Here is a 16,038-nt window from a genome sequence, read left to right as displayed (position 1 = left end):
ACCATGGCGTCGACCAGAATCTTTCGCTACCCCGATGGGGTCTGGCCCAACATCGCTGCGCTGGGCGTGACGCTGCTGGGCTGGCCGGCCGGCATCGCCATGCTGGTGGCGCCGGCCTGGTGGATCAACGTGGCCGGTGTGCTGCTGGTCACGTTGAGCCTGATCTGGTCGGCGTACTACATCCACGAGTTTGCGCACCAGGCCATCTTCAGCAACCCCCGCGCCAATGAGCGCTGGGGCACCTTGATGAGCTGGCTCAACGGCAGCTGCTATGCCAGCTTCGACGACATGCGGCGCAAGCACATGCGTCACCACGTCGAGCGGGCCGATGTCATCACCTTTGACATGCAGGGCTTCCTGCGCCGCTCGCCGGCGTGGTTTCGCCAGAGCGTGCTGGCGCTCGAGTGGGCCTACATCCCGGCGGTCGAACTCATCATGCACGGCTTCGTGATGGTGCTGCCATTTCGGGACCCCGAACGCCGCGACCAACGCCTGCGCATCGCCCTGATCTTTCTGGTGCGCACCGCCTTCTGGCTGGCGCTGGCCTGGCTGTCGGTCAAGGCCGTGTTGCTGTATGCGCTGTCCTATATGGTGTTCATCACCGTGCTGCGTTTTGCCGACTGTTTCCAGCACACCTATGACGCCTACCCGATCGCCAACAACGCACCCATTCCGGATGACAAGGTGCGCGATCGCGTCTACGAGCAGCAGCACACCTTCAGCAATGTGGTGGGGCTGGACAGCTTCTGGCTCAACCTGATCTGGTTGAACTTCGGCTACCACAATGCCCACCACGAGCGGCCCATCGTGCCCTGGCACCAGCTGCCGGCCTTGCACCGCAAGCTGTTTGCAGAGACCGACCCGCAGGTGATTCCGGTGCGCCAGTTGCTGCGCAGCTTCCATCGCAACCGAGTGAGCCGTGTGCTGGCCAAGGACTACGGCGAGGTGCTGCCCCCCGGCGTGCCGGGGCGGGCCGATGGCTTCCTCGGTGCCGTCGGGGTGTCCTTCCTGACGGCGGTGTGAGGTCAGCATGCGAACCCCACTGGCTGACATTGACCTGAGCCGCACGGCGCTGCTGGTCATCGACATGCAGCGCGATTTTTGCGAACCCGGTGGCTACGCCGATTCGGCTGGGCTGGATGTCGCCCGCTTGGCCGTGCCCATGGGCCATGTGAAGGCCTTGCTGGACGCTGCCCGTCAGGCGCATCTGCTGATCGTGCACACGCGCGAGGGTCACCGACCGGATCTGTCGGACTGTCCACCGGCGAAGTTGATGCGCAGCATGGAGGCCGGCGCCCCCATTGGTTCGCAGGGCCCCCTGGGGCGCCTGCTGATCCGGGGCGAGGCCGGGCACGATTTCGTGCCCATGCTGCAGCCCATGCCGGGCGAGGTGGTGATCGACAAGCCCGGCTACGGCGCATTCCACCAGACCGACCTGGCCCAGGTGCTGGCCAACCGTGACATCCGCCACCTGCTGATCTGTGGCGTGACCACCGAGGTGTGTGTGCACTCGACCTTGCGTGAGGCGGTCGATCTGGGCTTCAACTGCTTCACGGTGGGCGATGCCTGTGCCGCCAGCAACCCCGATCTGCAAGCCCCGGCGCTGGCCATGATCGCGGTCGAAGGCGGCATCTTCGGCTGGCTGGTCGAGACGGCCGAGGTGGTGGCCCGTTTGCTGAGGAGCCCGGCATGACCCAGGTGCGCAAGGTGTGGCCCCTGCTGACGGCCCTGCACCGCTATGACAAGTCCATCTCGACCTACCAGCGCGGCATGGGGCAGATGATCGATGCCCCCATCCTGGCCTATCTGATCGAGACCGCCAACGGCCGCATCCTGTACGACGTGGGCTGCGACCACGCCAAGATCCATGATCCGGTGCTGCGCGCCCGCTATTACCCGGAAGGCGCCGGCTTCGGTGCCCCGGACATGCGCGAAGAGCACCGCATCCCGAACCACCTGGCGAGGCTGGGTTTGACCCCGGCCGATGTCGACGTGATCTTCATCGGGCACCTGCATTTCGACCACGCGGGTGGGCTCAAGGAGCTGCGCCGCTGTGGCTGTGGTGCCGAATTGCACCTGCAGCACGACGAGTGGACGGCTGCCTGCACCGGCGAAGACAGTGCCTTCTTTGAAGACGATGTGCACGACGACGCGGGGGCTCCGTTGCAGTTCCGCATGCAGCGCGGTGAGTACACCGTGGTGCCCGGTGTGCAGGCTGTGGCCACGCCCGGGCACACGGCAGGCCACATGTCGATGTGGATCGAGTTGCCGAAAGGCCCACCTATCCTGTTGGCTGGTGATGCGGCCGACCTGCAGGAAAACCTCGATGACGAAGTCGCGCCCGGTGGCCTGTGGCAGGGCCGTGAAGACCTGGCGCTGGCCAGCATCCGCAAGCTCAAGGCCCTGGCGTCCGAAACTGGCGCCTGGATCTGGCCGAACCACGACCTGAATTTCTACCGTGGGCTGGAACCCTTTCCGACGCCCTATATCTGAACCCTTTGCGCATGGATCTCAGCAGTTCCTTTCCCCCGGTTCCACCTCATTACCGCGGCGTGTGGTGCCGCCGTCAGTTGCGTGTCGGCCCGATGACCCGAGCCGAACCCATCGTGGACGACAGCACCTGGGTGCACTGGCTGCAGACCAGTGTCTGGCATGCCGATCTGCGGGTGCCGGCTGGATCTTCCCTGTCGCGTGACCGCTGTGCCCAGCAGGGTTTCGCGGGGGTCACACAGGTCGAGGCGACCCCGCAAGGCGAGCGCTGTACCTGGCACCGTCGCTTCGATTTCCAGCCTCCGGGTGAGCACGCCGACGTAGGCTGGATGCGATTCGAGACGCCGGATCGTCTGATCGAAGTGGGTGCGCTGCAGGACTACGACGAGATCTGGGAGCGCCTGCCTGACTCGACCGGTGCCTACCGCGTGCTGGCCGAATATGGTGCGGACGGGCGCAGCGTGGCGGGCATGTGGTTGCTCGCCGGGTGCTGGCTCATGCATGTGCAGCCAACGCACAGCCCCTGGCCCGATGACCTGCAGCGCGGTGAAGACCTGGCTGCGCTGGCGCGACGCCACCCGCATCAGGCCGATACCTGGCTGTCGACCGAGATCAGCTTCGGCCGCTGGCAGGATGGCCTGTGGACGATCGAGCGTTCCACGCAAGGCGCCCTTGAGGGCCAGCAGTTCATCTGCGCCATGCGCCGTGATGGCCCCGACGAGGCTGCCATCGCGCTGGCAGGCACCTGGCGCCACGCCCGCGTGCTGGAGTGGACCGAGCCCTGAACGGCTGGCAGCAGGCATACTGCGCGCATGCCGACCTTGCGCACGCTCGCTCCTGCCGTTTCATCTGACCCTGCCCCAGCACCTCAGGCTGAGCCGGAGGTGACGGTGCGGCCGAAGGGCCAGCCCGCCAATCCGCAGAAATATGCCGTCGAGGTGCGGCCCAGTCAGATCGATGGCCTGGGTGCCTTTGCGGCAGAGCCCATCCCGGCCCGCCGCAAGATCGGTGAGATCACGGGTGAAGCGGTCAGCACCGCGGAGGCCTTCCGCCGCACGCGTGAAGCAGCCCGCACGGGCGGGCGCATCTTCATGGTGGCGGTCTCCGAGGGGCGGGCCATCGATGCCTCCTTGTCCAGTGATCCCATGCGTTATGCCAACCACGCCTGTGTGCCCAATATGGTGATGAAGGTGCAGCAAGGGCGGGTGGCGTTTTACGCCTTGCGCGACATCGAGGCGGGTGAGGAGCTGACCGCCTCTTATGGTGCGACCCACCACGCCGGGCGGCTGCGCTGCCGGTGTGGTGCACCCGGCTGCAAAGGGCGTCTCTAAGGGCTCACCCTGCTGTCGGCGACACGGCAGGGCTCGATTTCTTCACGAAACAGCTGTTCGACCCGGGCTGACCCGGGCCTTTCCCTGATGGCGTCGGACTTGAACGGGATTCGATACTGGGTTCAACGAGGATCAGTCAGCACCGATGAACCCGAAGCAGGACCCTGTTTACCAGCAAGCCCACCGTGCACGCATCCGCATGCTGTTCAGCCATGTGCCGGTCGGTGCCACCATCGCCGCCGCATTTGCGGTGCTGGTTGGCGTGTTGTTGCTGCCCAATATGCCGGGCCAGGACAAGTGGGCCTGGTTGTGGCTGAAATGCCTGTGGGAGTTGCCCATCATCGCGCTGGCCTGCTGGCATGCCCGCAGCGACGAGGCGCGGCAGATGCGGCTGTATCGCCTCTATCTGGCGCTGATCGTGCTGGATGGCACCATCTGGGGGAGCATTGGCTGGTGGCTGGTTCCCGGTGACCGGGTCGATCTGGCCGCTGTGGCCGTGGCCTGCATGCTGGGCGTCGCCTCGATGGGCACCTTCATGCTGAACCTGGACGCCAAGGCCGCCCGCCTGTTCATGCTGCCGATGCTGTTGCCCAACGCGCTCATGCTGCTGACCCATTACGGGCCGATGGGGCTGTTCGGTGGCGTATCGCTGTTCGCCTTCATCGCGATCCTGTTCAAGGAGACATCACGAGCCGAAAGCCGCATCGACGAGTTGCTCACATTGCGCTTTCTCACCGAGCGGGTCTCACAGGAGCGCGCCGAGGCGCTGGAGCTGGTGCAGCATCACAGTGAAGCCAAGAGCCGCTTCCTGGCCACCATGAGCCACGAGATGCGCACACCCTTGCACGGCATGCTGGGCCTGGCGCGCCTGTTGCGTGACGACGAGGCCCGACCTGAGGCCCAGCAGCGCCTCCATTTGATCGAGCGCTCCGGCGAGCACCTGCTGTCCGTCATCAACGATGTGCTGGATACCTCCCGCATCGAGTCGGACCGCGTGCACATCGACAACCAGCCCTTTGATCTGATGGCCGTGATCGAGGATGTGGCAGGTGTGACGCGTGTGCCCGCCGAGGCCAAGGGCTTGCAGCTGGACATCGAGACGACGCTGCAGGGGCCCCTCCACGTGATGGGCGATGCGGCCCGTGTGCGGCAAGTGCTGCACAACCTGCTGGGCAATGCTGTGAAGTTCACCGACCGTGGACGCATCTGCCTGCGTGTTGTGCGGCCGGTGGGCAGCGCGTTGCTGGCGGTGTCGGTTGAGGACTCCGGTATCGGCATCCCGCCAGAAGAGCTGCCGCATATCTTTGAGGCCTTCCATCAGGTTGAAAACACGGCGGAGCGGCGTCATGGCGGGACCGGGCTGGGACTGATGATCTCGCAAAAGCTCTGCCGTGCCATGGGGGGCGACCTGGTGTGCGAAAGCGTGCCGGGACAAGGGTCCACGTTCACGGCTTTGCTGGCCTTGTCCGAAGTGCCTGCGGCGGCGCCGTGGCGCGATGCGGCCGCGGACGAGCCGGCCATGAGCGATGGCGCGGCGGTGCCAGAAGGCAGCCTGGCCCGGGTGCTGCTGGTCGATGACAACCCGGTCAATGCCATGGTGGCCGAGGCCTCCTTGCGGCAGTTTGGTGCGGACGTGAGCGTGGTGGGCGATGGCCTGGCTGCGCTGGCCTGGTTGCAGCATCATGAGGCCGATCTGGTGCTGCTGGACTGCCAGATGCCGGGCCTGGATGGCTTCGAGGTGACGCGGCGATTACGGGCCCTGGAGGCCACCACAGGCCGGCCCCGTTTGCCCGTGGTGGCGCTGACGGCGGAAGCGGGGCCCGAGGCCCGAGCCCGTTGTCTGGCTGCCGGCATGGACGACCACCTGGCCAAACCCTTTCACCGCCACGAACTGGCGCAACTGTTGCGCCGTCATCTGGGCCGACACGCCTGGGCGCAGGGCGAGCACGCCCCTGCAGAGCACGGTGACGACGGGGGGCTGCCAGATGAAGGTGCCAGGGACTTTGTCAATGGCCTGTTGCGTCACGCCCTGTAAGGGGGCCTGAAATGACAAAGGCCCGCGCGGGGCGCAGGCCTTCGGCAGGGCGCCGGCATCACACCGGCGCAGTCAGCTGGATCAGCCCAGAGCAGCCAGTTCAGCGTTGACCTTTTCCAGCATCTCTTCGGTGATCAGACCGCCAGAGAACTTGGCCACCATGGCCAGAGCGAAACCCTTGCCCATGCCGATTTGCGGATGGGTAGAGATGCCAGGCATGTGCTTTTCCAGAATGGCCTTGGTGGCTTCGTTGTCCAGCAGGTCGCCGAGTTTGGAGTCGATCGAGAAGCTCATTGGTTGTCTCGCAGTAGTGAGGTGGGTATGAAACCATAAGCATACAGTGTTCAAACGCGTGTTTGCACCCCTTTTACGGGTTTTCGAGGGGCCTGGATGCTGAAACGTGGGCCTGTGGACAGCACGGTGCCATAACACAAAAAACGCGTCAATCAGGCGCGTGACCTGCGCCGAATCTGTGCTATGTCAACTCACTTATCCCCACAAAACGCGCACCGAGAAGGGGCTCGCCCCCTGAAGTGACGCCTCGCCCGCATCGCTCGGGCATGTGTCATAAGTCATTGATTTAATTAGGTATCTTGTCTTTGCTCCATCTTTGGGCAAGCTAGTGGAAAGCCCGGACTGACAAGGGGTTAGGGTGTCTTTGCAAAGGTTACCCCCAAAGTTATCCACAGGTTTGGTGGACAAGCATGAGTCCACGGCAAATCAAGCACTTAGCGATGTCAGTTCGCAGTGAACTTTGAGAATCTGGAGCAAACGGTCAGGTTTGGTCTGTCGAATCGCCATGGTAAGCAGACAAATTCCGTAATGCAAAATTATGGCGAGCGGTGTCGGCAGGCTGCCCGCCATTCGGATGACAAGCTGTGTCAGACTTTTGCCTAGCGGTGGAATCCCTAGTTCTGGGTGTTGGCTACCACACTTATCCCCACTGCAGCGCGAGCGACCGCACTAGGCTGGGGCGGTGGTGTCCCGTGCTCCCCGCTTTGGGGTATCGTTGCTAAGTGCTTGATTCATATAAGTTTGGTTCATTTGCCTCATCTTGAAGCAAACGGTGTCAAATGCTGGTGTGACAAGCAGTTAGCGTCTGTGTGCATAGCTTTCCCACAAAGTTATCCACAGGTGTCGTGGATAAGAAAAGCCCATTGCCAATCAAGCACTTGCGTGTGAAATCTCACGGCGCATAGGAAGTTAGGAGACAAGACCGCCGTGACCTCTTTGCCCTTGGACCTGCCTTCAGCCGAAGGGGTTGACCCCTGCCGTATCGCCGACGGGGTGCGTGTGGCCGTGGTGGTCGAGGCACCCCAGCACAGTGGCCTGTGGGGGCCGCTCGACTACCGACACACCGAAGACCTGCCAGCCGGCGCCCTGGTGCGGGTGCCCCTGGGGCGCCGTACCGTGACGGGGGTGGTCTGGGATGCGAGTGAGCAGCCGCCGATGGCTGGCTATGAGTTGCCGGCGCTCAAGCCCGTGGCCGAGGTGCTGCCGGACCTGCCCGCCTTGCCGTCTGCCTGGCGGCAACTGGTCGGCTTCGCGGCGAACTACTACCAGCGCAGCCTGGGTGAAATGGCCCTGATGGTGTTGCCGCCCGAGTTGCGTCAGCTGGACGCGACCCAGTGGGCCAGACGACGCAAGCGCGCCGACAAGGCCCTGGGCCTGGCGGTGCCGGGGCCTGCAGGCGAGATCGTGCTGCCGGCGCTGACCCCTCAGCAGGAAGCGGCGCTGGACGCGCTGGCCACCCACCAGGCTGGTCAGCCCTATCTGCTGTGGGGCAACACGGGCAGTGGCAAGACCGAGGTGTACCTGCGTCAGGCGCAGCGCACGCTGAACGCGGGTCGTCAGGTGCTGATGATGGTGCCGGAGATCAACCTCACCCCGCAACTGGAAGCCCGTGTGGCGGAACGCTTCGCGGGGCGGCGCATCGTGTCCCTGCACAGTGGGCTCACTCCGGCACAACGTCTGCGCAACTGGCTGCTGGCGCACCTGGGCGAGGCCGACATCGTGCTGGGCACGCGCCTGTCGGTGTTCACCCCCATGCCGCGTCTGGGCTTGTTGGTGGTCGACGAAGAACATGACCCCAGCTACAAGCAGCAAGACGGTGCGCGCTATTCCGCGCGCGACCTCGCGGTCTACCGGGCCCGGCTGGAGGGGGTGCCGGTGATCCTGGGTTCGGCCACGCCCAGCCTGGAGACCTGGCACAACGCCCTGCCGACCGGCGAAGGGGGCACTGGCCGCTACGTGCGCCTGAGCATGCCCGCGCGCGTTGGCGATGGGCGCATGCCGAAGGTGCGGGTGCTGGACCTGTCGCGATCGCCCAAGCCCACCATGGGGCAGGAGCCGCCACCGCTGGCGCTGGAGTTGCTCGACGCCATCACCCAGCGGGTCGAGCGCGGCGAACAGAGCCTCATCTTGCTCAACCGCCGAGGCTATGCCCCTGTGCTGCATTGCAGCGAGTGCGGCTGGAAAAGCGGCTGCCCCCACTGCAGTGCGTGGCGGGTCTTTCACAAGCAGGACCGCACCTTGCGGTGCCACCATTGCGGCTTTTCAGAGCGGGTGCCGCGTGCCTGTCCCGACTGCGGCAATACCGACATCCAGCCGGTGGGGCGTGGCACCGAACGACTGGAAGAGCAACTCGCCGAGGCCTTGCCAGGAGCCCGCATCGGTCGCATTGACGCGGACGTGACCCGCCACAAAGGCGCGCTGGAGGCGCAGTTGGCCAGCGTGCACGCCGGTGACGTCGATGTGCTGGTGGGCACGCAAATGGTGGCCAAGGGCCATGACTTCCGGCGCATGACCCTGGTGGCCGCGGTCAACCCCGACGCGGCGCTGTTTGCCAGCGACTTCCGTGCGGCCGAGCGGCAGTTTGCGCTGCTCCTGCAGGCGGCGGGGCGGGCAGGGCGTGATGCCGATGTGGCTGGCCACAGCGAGATGTGGCTGCAAACCTGGCATCCGCTGCACCCCTTGTACGAGGCGCTGCGCCGCTACGACTACCCGGCCTTTGCTGCGCGTCAGCTTGAAGAGCGGCAGATCGCGGGCATGCCGCCATTCGCCAGCCTGGCCATGCTGCGCGCCGAAGCGAAAACGCAGGAGGCGGCCCAGGCCTTCCTGCAGCAAGCAGCCGACATGGCCCAGCCCTGGGCCGACGCACTGGGCTGTGTGACGCTGTACCCGGCGGTGCCGACACCGGTGCAGCGGGTCGCCAACATCGAGCGGGCGCAGATGATGATCGAGTCATCCAGCCGGCCAGCCCTGCAGCGCTTCCTGACCGATACCCGCGAGATGTGGCTCGATCTGGCACAAAAAAACCGCCGCAGCGGACTGGTCCGCTGGGCGGTAGATGTTGATCCGCTGGCGATCTGAGGGGCGTCAGCCCAGCAGGGCCTCGAGCCCTTCACACAATTCGTTCAGGGGCGGCATCTCGCTCATCAAGGTGTCGGCGTTGAGGCCGAGCTTGGCGCACACGGCTGCCGGGATGGTGGCGGCCATTTCATCGGCGTTGAGGTCGTTGTGCTCGGCGCGGGCCCGCCAGGCCGCAATGTGGATGACGCCGGCCACGCCATCAAACGGCTCGTGGTTGAGCGGTGTGGGGAAATGCTTGATGGCATCGCTGAAGGGTGCCGGGAATTTCCACTGGCGGGCCAGTTCGGCACCGACATCGGCAAAGGTGTAGCCAAAGGACGTGCGTTCCATGTCCAGCCGACGCGAATCCAGCGGTGAAGCCAGCCGATCAAGGTGGAGCATGGGCTCGGGCATGCCGGCATGCATGACCAGTTGACCGATGGCGTGCATCAGACCGACCGTGAAGCACAGGTCGATGTTCTGATGAGAGGCCTTGGCCAGCCAGCGTGCGGTGCCGGCCGTGTGCAGGCTGTAGCGCCAGAACCGGCCCAAGTCCATGCCGGGCATGGACTTGTAGCCACCGGTCAGGCCGGAGCTGATCACCAGGGTGCGCACGGTGACGAAGCCGAGCATCGCCACCGCATCGCTGACGGTGCCGATGCTGCGCGAGACGTGGTAGTAGGCCGAGTTGCCCAATCGCAGCAGCCGCGCGGACAGCACCGGGTCGGCAGCGATCTTGCGTGCCACCTCGTCGATCGACACCTCTTCATTGTTGAAGCTGTCGATCAGCTCGTGCACGATCTTGGGAACGGCCGGCAAGGCCTGCGGGTGTTTGAACAATTCTTCGAGCTGCATAGCCCAGCCTCCATCACGTCTCGGTTGACCACGTTGAACAGCGCCCATGTGCCGAGGGGCGATTCATGTTGCATATCGACCTGGCGGTCGCGTGACTTGAGGATCGCGCAGGCAGAAATTTTCGGAACGTGGAAATAGCAGGGTGAATACCGACAGTTGTCAGCGCCCTGATGACAGGCGATGATCGGCTTCATGAAGCAACACATGGTGAGACGAGCCTGGCGTGTGGCGATCCTGGGTCTGCTGGGGGCGATGGCCGCTACCCTGGCCTGTGCGCAAGCCCTGCCGCAGCGCAATCTCCTGGTCGAATGGCGCTATACCGATGCACCGATCAGCACACCGCGACCAGGCCAGTACGCCAGCCAGGACGCGGCCACCAAGGCGCCCGTGCAGTCTCTGCAGGTGCTCAATGGCCATGAGGCCCGGCTGCGTCTGATGCGCAGCGTGCCGGTGACACAGTGGCAACTGGGTGCCCACGCCGACACGGCCAGCCTGACGACCACCTGGGTCGACCTGGGGCAGGGCGTGGTGGTGCAGCCTCGCTGGCCGGGTGGCCGGCAGCCCGTGACCCTGGAGGTGCGCGCAAGGGACACACAGCCGGGCGCAGACGGTCCGCAGGGCCCCATCGAGCAGACCGAGGTGAGCACCACCCTGCGCCTGCCCCTGGGCCAGTGGACCACGATTGGACGCCAGGCCCCCATGCCGGCCAGCCGGGTGAAAGGCAGCTGGGGCAGCGCCGATGCGGCCGACGAGCGTGAACCCATGCGGCTGGAAGTGCGGATCACCGCCCCCTGAGTCAGCGTACAGGCGGATCAGTGACAATGGAACGCATCTGTACGACATCACAGGAGACGCCCGCATGAATGACCCGACCCGTCTGCTCAGCGACATGACCAAGGCCATGATGGACCGTGTGCTGCGTGCCGGCATGCCGCCGCTGTACCAGCAGACCGTCGATCAGGCTCGTCGCTCCTACAGCGCTGGCGTGGGGGCCATGTGTGGCGAGCTGGTTGATCTGCCACGCATCGACTCATTCGTCATCCCCGGCCCGGCCGGAGACATCCCTGCGCGCCTGTGGGCCCCTACGGATGCACCGTGTCTGCCTGTGCTGCTGTATCTGCATGGCGGCGGCTTCGTTGTCGGTGGCATCGACACCTGCGAAGCCATGTGCCGGCGCATTGCCAGCCAGAGCGGCGCGGCGGTGGTGGCCATTGACTACCGGCTGGCACCGGAGCACCGCTTCCCGGCTGCGCTGGACGACAGCTTTGCGGCCCTGCAATGGCTGGCCCAGCACGGCGCCAGCATGGGGCTGGACCCGACGCGCATGGCAGTCGGCGGCGACAGTGCCGGTGGCACGCTGGCGGCCACGGTGGCGCTGATGGCACGTGACCATGGCATCACCCTGGCCTTGCAGGTGCTCTTCTATCCTTCTGTTCACCCCTCATCGGTCAGCGAGTCCTTCAAGCAGTTCTCGAAGGGGGTGATGCTGGACGCCGAACTGATGCGCTGGTTCGAGTCCCATGCGCGGGGGAAAGGCTTCCAATCCGACTGGCGGCGCGAGCCTTTCAAGGCTGCCAGCCATGAAGGTGTGGCGCCGGCCTGGATCGGCCTGGCCCAGGTCGACCCCCTGGTCGACGAAGGCGGCATGTACGCCGAGCTCTTGCGTCAGGCGGGGGTGCCGGTGACGTTGAAGGTGTGGCCCGGCGTCATCCATGATTTCATCAACATGGGCCGCTTCATCCCTGAAGCCTACGAAGCCCATGCGGCCGTGGCCCAGGCTCTCAAGCAGGCCTTCGAGCACTGAGGTCGCGCCTCAGCTCAGATCAGCACGGCCGGATCGGGCGGCGTGTCTTCCTTCCAGCGCTCCCGGATGGCCAGGATCTCGGGCAGGCAGTCGATGAACAGGGGCACCAGCACCGGGTCGAAGTGCTTGCCGGCGCCGTCCTGGAGGACCTCGATGGCGGCCTCGACGGTCCAGGCTTTCTTGTAGGGGCGTGCGGTCGTCAGCGCATCGAACACATCGGCAATGGCCACGATGCGCGCCTCCAGCGGAATTGCCTCGCCGGCCAGCCCGTGCGGGTAGCCCGTGCCGTCCCACTTCTCGTGGTGCCCCAGGGCAATGTGACGCGCCAGGCGCAGCAGCGAGGAGTGGTGTTCCCCGATGATCTCGGCGCCGATCTGCGGGTGCCGCTTCATCACCACCCATTCTTCCGGAGTCAGGGGGCCGGGCTTGAGCATGATGTGATCGGGCACGCCGATCTTGCCAATGTCGTGCATCGGCGCCGCAGCGAGCAGGTCGTCTGCGGCCGCGTCGCTCCAGCCGGCTGCACGGGCCAGCACGCGTGAGTAGTGGCTCATGCGCAGCACATGCAGGCCGGTTTCGTTGTCCTTGAACTCGGCCGCGCGGCCCAGCCGCTGGATGATCTGCAGGCGCGTTTCGAGCAACTCGTCCATGCGCACCAGCGAGAGGTGGTTGCGCACCCGTGCCTTCACGATCGGGGGGCTCACCGGTTTGGAGATGTAGTCGACCGCACCGAGTTCGAAGCCCAGTGCCTCATCCGCCGGGTCGGACAGCGCGGTCACGAAGATCACCGGAATCGACGCAGTTCCCGGGTCTGACTTGAGAACGCGGCACGTGTCGTGTCCGGTGAGGCCGGGCATCATCACATCCAGCAAGATGAGCTGAGGGTGCTCGCTGCGGGTGAGCTCCAGCGCCTTCTGACCATCGCGGGCGAACATCAGGCGGTAGTCATCCTGCAGGATCTGCCTCAGCACCTGGAGGTTGGTGGGCTCATCGTCGACGATGAGGATGGCGGGGCGCAGTTCGCGATCAGAGCGGGGCATGGCTGTTCTCCGAAGAGGGCAGTTCATGAAGGACGGACGACAGGCAGGTCAGGGCCTGGTCGAAGTCGAATTCATCGACGGCGTTTTCAAGCTGGGTCAGGCTGTCGGCTGCGACGAAGGGGCGAACGTGTTCGCAGAAATCGGTGAACGCGGGCTCAGGGCGCTCGCTGCGCTGGAAGCCCTGGTGCAGCACACGCGACAGGCTTTGAACGGTGTCCGACAGCGCCGCATCCCAGACGGCAGGTGCGGTGTCTGCCGTGTGGTCGCCCTGCTGTGCTTGCAGGATCTGTGCGCAGCGCGCAGCTTCAGAGAGTGTGAGCTGGGCCACCCGTACCAGGGCAGCCCACCCTTCGGCAGCGGCCTCGGGCGAGTGGTTCAGGTTGACCAGACGCTCGGCCTTGTGTGCGGCCTGCTCCAGCCGGTGCAAGCCCAGATTGGCGGCCAGGCCCTTGATGCGGTGTGCCTCAGCCCGCGCAGCCGCCAGGTCCTCACGCCATGACGACCGTGGACCATCGTCCAGACACCAGGCCTCTTCCTGTACAAACCGGGTGAGCGCGCGGGCATAGGCGCGCATGTCGCTCCAGACCGCCCACCCTTTGGCCAGATCGACCAGTTCCTTGTCATGTGGAGGCAGGGGTGAGTCGGGGGCTGGAGCTGGCCCGGCGGGGGGCGGCATCAGCGGCTGCTCGGCGACATCCTGGCCCAGCACGCGTGCCATCTCGGTCAGCAAGGCAGGCATGTCCACCGGCTTCGATGCAAACCCGTTCATGCCGGCGGCCAGAGCCGCCTGCCGGTCTGCCTGCTGCACGCTGGCCGACAAGCCGATCACCGGCAGCTTGGCGATCACGTCATCATCGTCCTTGGCATGGGCCCGGATGGCGCGGGTGGCCGTCAGGCCATCCATTACCGGCATCTGCACGTCCATCAGCACCACGTCGACGGCGGCGTGCGCGAGGTAGTCCAGCACCTGTTGCCCGTTGTGCACCACATGCACGTCGTGGCCGAGGCGCCCCAGCAAGATCGTGAGCAACTCGGTGTTCTGTTCCACATCGTCGGCCACCAGGATGCGCAGGGGCGGCAGCTGCAGGCCCACCACGGGTTTGCTGGCACTGGCCTCGTGGGCCGCACTGACCGGCAGGCGCAACTCGACATGGAAGGTGGACCCTTGCCCCAGCTCGCTTTCCACCCAGATACGGCCCTGCATCAGCTCGACCAGTTGCTTGCTGATGGTCGTGCCCAATCCAGTGCCGCCGTAACGGCGGCTCATCGAGGCGTCGGCCTGGGTGAAGGCATCAAAGATCACGGGCAGGCGCTCCGGGGCAATGCCGATGCCCGTATCGCGGACGGCAAAGTGCACGAGATCACCGTGGCGGGTGGCCATGATCGAGACCTCACCCTGATTCGTGAATTTGATGGCGTTGCCCAGCAGGTTGAGCAGGATCTGGCGCAAGCGATGGGGGTCCCCATCGACGATGGGGCCGATGTCGGGCGCGACATCGCTGCGCAGCATCAGGTGCTTGTGTCCAGCCTGGATGGACTGCTCCGCGCACAGTTGCTGAATCAGGTCGGGCAAGGAGAAGGCCAGCGTCTCCAGTTGCAGGGCACCCCGGTCCAGCTTCGAGGAGTCAAGGATGTCGTTGAGCAGATGCAGCAGCGAGCGTGCCGAGCGCTGCACGGTTTCCAGGTGCTTGCGCTGGTCGGGCTTGAGTTCGCCATGGAGCACCACATCCGTGAAGCCCAGGATGGCATTCATGGGCGTGCGGATTTCGTGGCTCATGTTGGCCAGGAAGGCGCTGCGAGCCTGGGCAGCCTGCTCGGCGCGCAGCTTGGCTTCACGCAGGGCTTCTTCCATCAGGCGGCGCTCGGTGATGTCCAGCAGCACGCCATCTACCCATTCGATGCGCCCTTCGCTGTTGCTCACCGCGCTGCCACTGCCCCAGATCCAGCGTGTGCTGCCATCCTTGTGACGCATCTGGAATTCCATCACGAAGGGCCGGCTTTCCTGGATGGCTGCCTTGATCAGGCCGTTGATGCGCTCGACATCTTCTAGGCGAACCAGATCGGCAAAACGCACGGCCGGGTGCAGGCCCAGAAAGGCCGTGGGCTTGTAGCCGGTGATGAGGGTGACGGCGTCACTGGCGAACACCACCGGCCAGCCCTGAGCAAAGCGACAACGGTAGGAGATGCCGGGGATGTTGCGAATGAGTGTGCGGAACTGGTCTTCACTGGCTTTGACGCGGGACTCCTTGGCGCGCAGCTCCTGCACCAGCTCGCGATAGCGGCTGGCTGCGGTGGTGGCCACCACCAGGATGGAGGCCACCACGGTGATCAAGGTGATCAACAGCGACAGCGAGGTGGCTTCGTGTGCGCTGACCGGGTACTGCAGGTCCGCTGCCCCGACCAGCTTGGCCGCCGCCATGCCCGTGTAGTGCATGCCGGCAATGGCCAGGCCCATCACGGCGCCGCTCATGGCGGTCTGGAACAGCTCGGAGCGTCCGGGGTAGAGCGAGGCCAGCCCGAAGCGCACCCACAGCGCCAGGATGGCCAGACCCACCGCCACCACAATGGACAGCGCAAACATGAACGGGTCATAGCGCAGCGCCGGGGCCATGGACATGGCGGCCATGCCGGTGTAGTGCATGGTGCCAATGCCGGCACCAACCAGGCACCCGCCAATCAGCAGTTCCTTGCGCGTGATCGTGGTCTGGCTGACCAGGCCCAGCGCGACCCACGCTGCAGCAGCGCCGGGCAAGAACGACAAGGCGGTGATGCCTGGGTTGTAATCGACATAGGTGCACAGCTCGAACGAGAGCATGCCGATGAAGTGCATGGCCCATACGCCGCCACCCAGCGCCAGACTGCCAGCCAGCCGTGTGGCCAACCGCAGGCCGGGTTGCCCGATGCGCCGGGCGCTGAAGGCAGCCTGCAGGCCCATGGTGGACGAAAACATCGCCACGAAGATGGACAGCGCTACCAGCCAGGGGTTGTAGCGCCCATAGAGGAGGAGGCCGGGGTCGATCGCCCAGACAAAGAAATTCGACAGCACCGGGGCCGCCCTCACACAGTTTCAGAGGCTTCCACTGTGAAGGAGTTGGCCCGATTGCAGTTGATCAAGCAGCGGCCAAATACGGC

Annotated in this window: 13 protein-coding genes; 9 read left to right on the top strand and 4 right to left on the bottom strand. The window is 65.2% G+C overall.

The genetic code is table 11. The features are described 5' to 3' along the window. The first annotated feature begins 3 nt into the window (after positions 1-3). The 6 genes from ACE3PH_RS13760 (at position 4) to ACE3PH_RS13735 (ending at position 5,856) form a co-directional block, all read left to right on the top strand. Positions 4-1,023, top strand: a complete 1,020-nt coding sequence (locus tag ACE3PH_RS13760) for a fatty acid desaturase (RefSeq protein ID WP_374320000.1) — start codon at positions 4-6, stop codon at positions 1,021-1,023. Positions 1,024-1,030: 7 nt separating this feature from the next. Beyond that, positions 1,031-1,693 (top strand): cysteine hydrolase family protein, encoded by a 663-nt coding sequence (locus ACE3PH_RS13755; protein WP_374319997.1) that lies wholly within the window; start codon positions 1,031-1,033, stop codon positions 1,691-1,693. After that, complete coding sequence (locus ACE3PH_RS13750) at positions 1,690-2,493, top strand: N-acyl homoserine lactonase family protein (protein WP_374319995.1); 804 nt, start codon at positions 1,690-1,692, stop codon at positions 2,491-2,493. Before ACE3PH_RS13755 ends, ACE3PH_RS13750 begins: the two co-directional genes overlap by 4 nt. Before the next feature lie 11 nt (positions 2,494-2,504). Then, positions 2,505-3,275, top strand: a complete 771-nt coding sequence (locus ACE3PH_RS13745; protein ID WP_374319992.1) for a hypothetical protein — start codon at positions 2,505-2,507, stop codon at positions 3,273-3,275. 27 nt (positions 3,276-3,302) lie between these two features. After that, a complete protein-coding gene (locus ACE3PH_RS13740; RefSeq protein WP_374319990.1) occupies positions 3,303-3,821 on the top strand; it encodes an SET domain-containing protein in 519 nt (172 codons plus the stop codon). A 145-nt stretch (positions 3,822-3,966) separates the two neighbouring features. Then, positions 3,967-5,856 (top strand): ATP-binding protein, encoded by a 1,890-nt coding sequence (locus ACE3PH_RS13735; protein ID WP_374319987.1) that lies wholly within the window; start codon positions 3,967-3,969, stop codon positions 5,854-5,856. Positions 5,857-5,937: 81 nt separating this feature from the next. On the opposite strand, the gene ACE3PH_RS13730 is transcribed toward ACE3PH_RS13735, so the two are convergent. Beyond that, positions 5,938-6,150, bottom strand: coding sequence for a hypothetical protein (locus ACE3PH_RS13730; protein ID WP_374319984.1), 213 nt, complete (start codon positions 6,148-6,150; stop codon positions 5,938-5,940). A 936-nt stretch (positions 6,151-7,086) separates the two neighbouring features. Here ACE3PH_RS13730 and priA point away from each other — a divergent pair. After that, positions 7,087-9,228: a primosomal protein N' gene (priA, locus tag ACE3PH_RS13725; RefSeq protein WP_374320040.1), complete on the top strand. Its 2,142-nt coding sequence runs from the start codon at positions 7,087-7,089 to the stop codon at positions 9,226-9,228. A gap of 6 nt (positions 9,229-9,234) precedes the next feature. Here the strand turns inward: priA and ACE3PH_RS13720 are convergent, their stop codons facing one another. Beyond that, positions 9,235-10,062: an HDOD domain-containing protein gene (locus ACE3PH_RS13720; RefSeq protein WP_374319982.1), complete on the bottom strand. Its 828-nt coding sequence runs from the start codon at positions 10,060-10,062 to the stop codon at positions 9,235-9,237. Positions 10,063-10,254: 192 nt separating this feature from the next. On the opposite strand from ACE3PH_RS13720, the gene ACE3PH_RS13715 reads away from it, so the two are divergent. Together ACE3PH_RS13715 and ACE3PH_RS13710 are read left to right on the top strand one after the other, a co-directional pair. Then, positions 10,255-10,857, top strand: a complete 603-nt coding sequence (locus ACE3PH_RS13715) for a hypothetical protein (protein ID WP_374319980.1) — start codon at positions 10,255-10,257, stop codon at positions 10,855-10,857. Between the two features lie 64 nt (positions 10,858-10,921). Further along, the gene (locus ACE3PH_RS13710) at positions 10,922-11,866 is read left to right on the top strand and encodes an alpha/beta hydrolase (protein WP_374319977.1); all 945 of its coding nucleotides are present in this window, start codon (positions 10,922-10,924) and stop codon (positions 11,864-11,866) included. A gap of 14 nt (positions 11,867-11,880) precedes the next feature. On the opposite strand, the gene ACE3PH_RS13705 is transcribed toward ACE3PH_RS13710, so the two are convergent. Both ACE3PH_RS13705 and ACE3PH_RS13700 read right to left on the bottom strand, forming a co-directional pair. Then, entirely contained in the window at positions 11,881-12,906 is a 1,026-nt protein-coding gene (locus tag ACE3PH_RS13705) for a two-component system response regulator (RefSeq protein WP_374319975.1), read from the bottom strand. Next, positions 12,893-15,952, bottom strand: a complete 3,060-nt coding sequence (locus ACE3PH_RS13700) for an MHYT domain-containing protein (RefSeq protein ID WP_374319973.1) — start codon at positions 15,950-15,952, stop codon at positions 12,893-12,895. The genes ACE3PH_RS13705 and ACE3PH_RS13700 overlap by 14 nt, the downstream gene beginning before the upstream one ends. Positions 15,953-16,038 lie beyond the last annotated feature (86 nt).

This window comes from Aquabacterium sp., assembly GCF_041909175.1.
Classification (GTDB): Bacteria; Pseudomonadota; Gammaproteobacteria; order Burkholderiales; family Burkholderiaceae_C; genus Aquabacterium.
The sequence above is the reverse complement of the archived record's forward strand: the minus strand, read 5'-3'. Positions and strand labels throughout refer to the sequence as shown.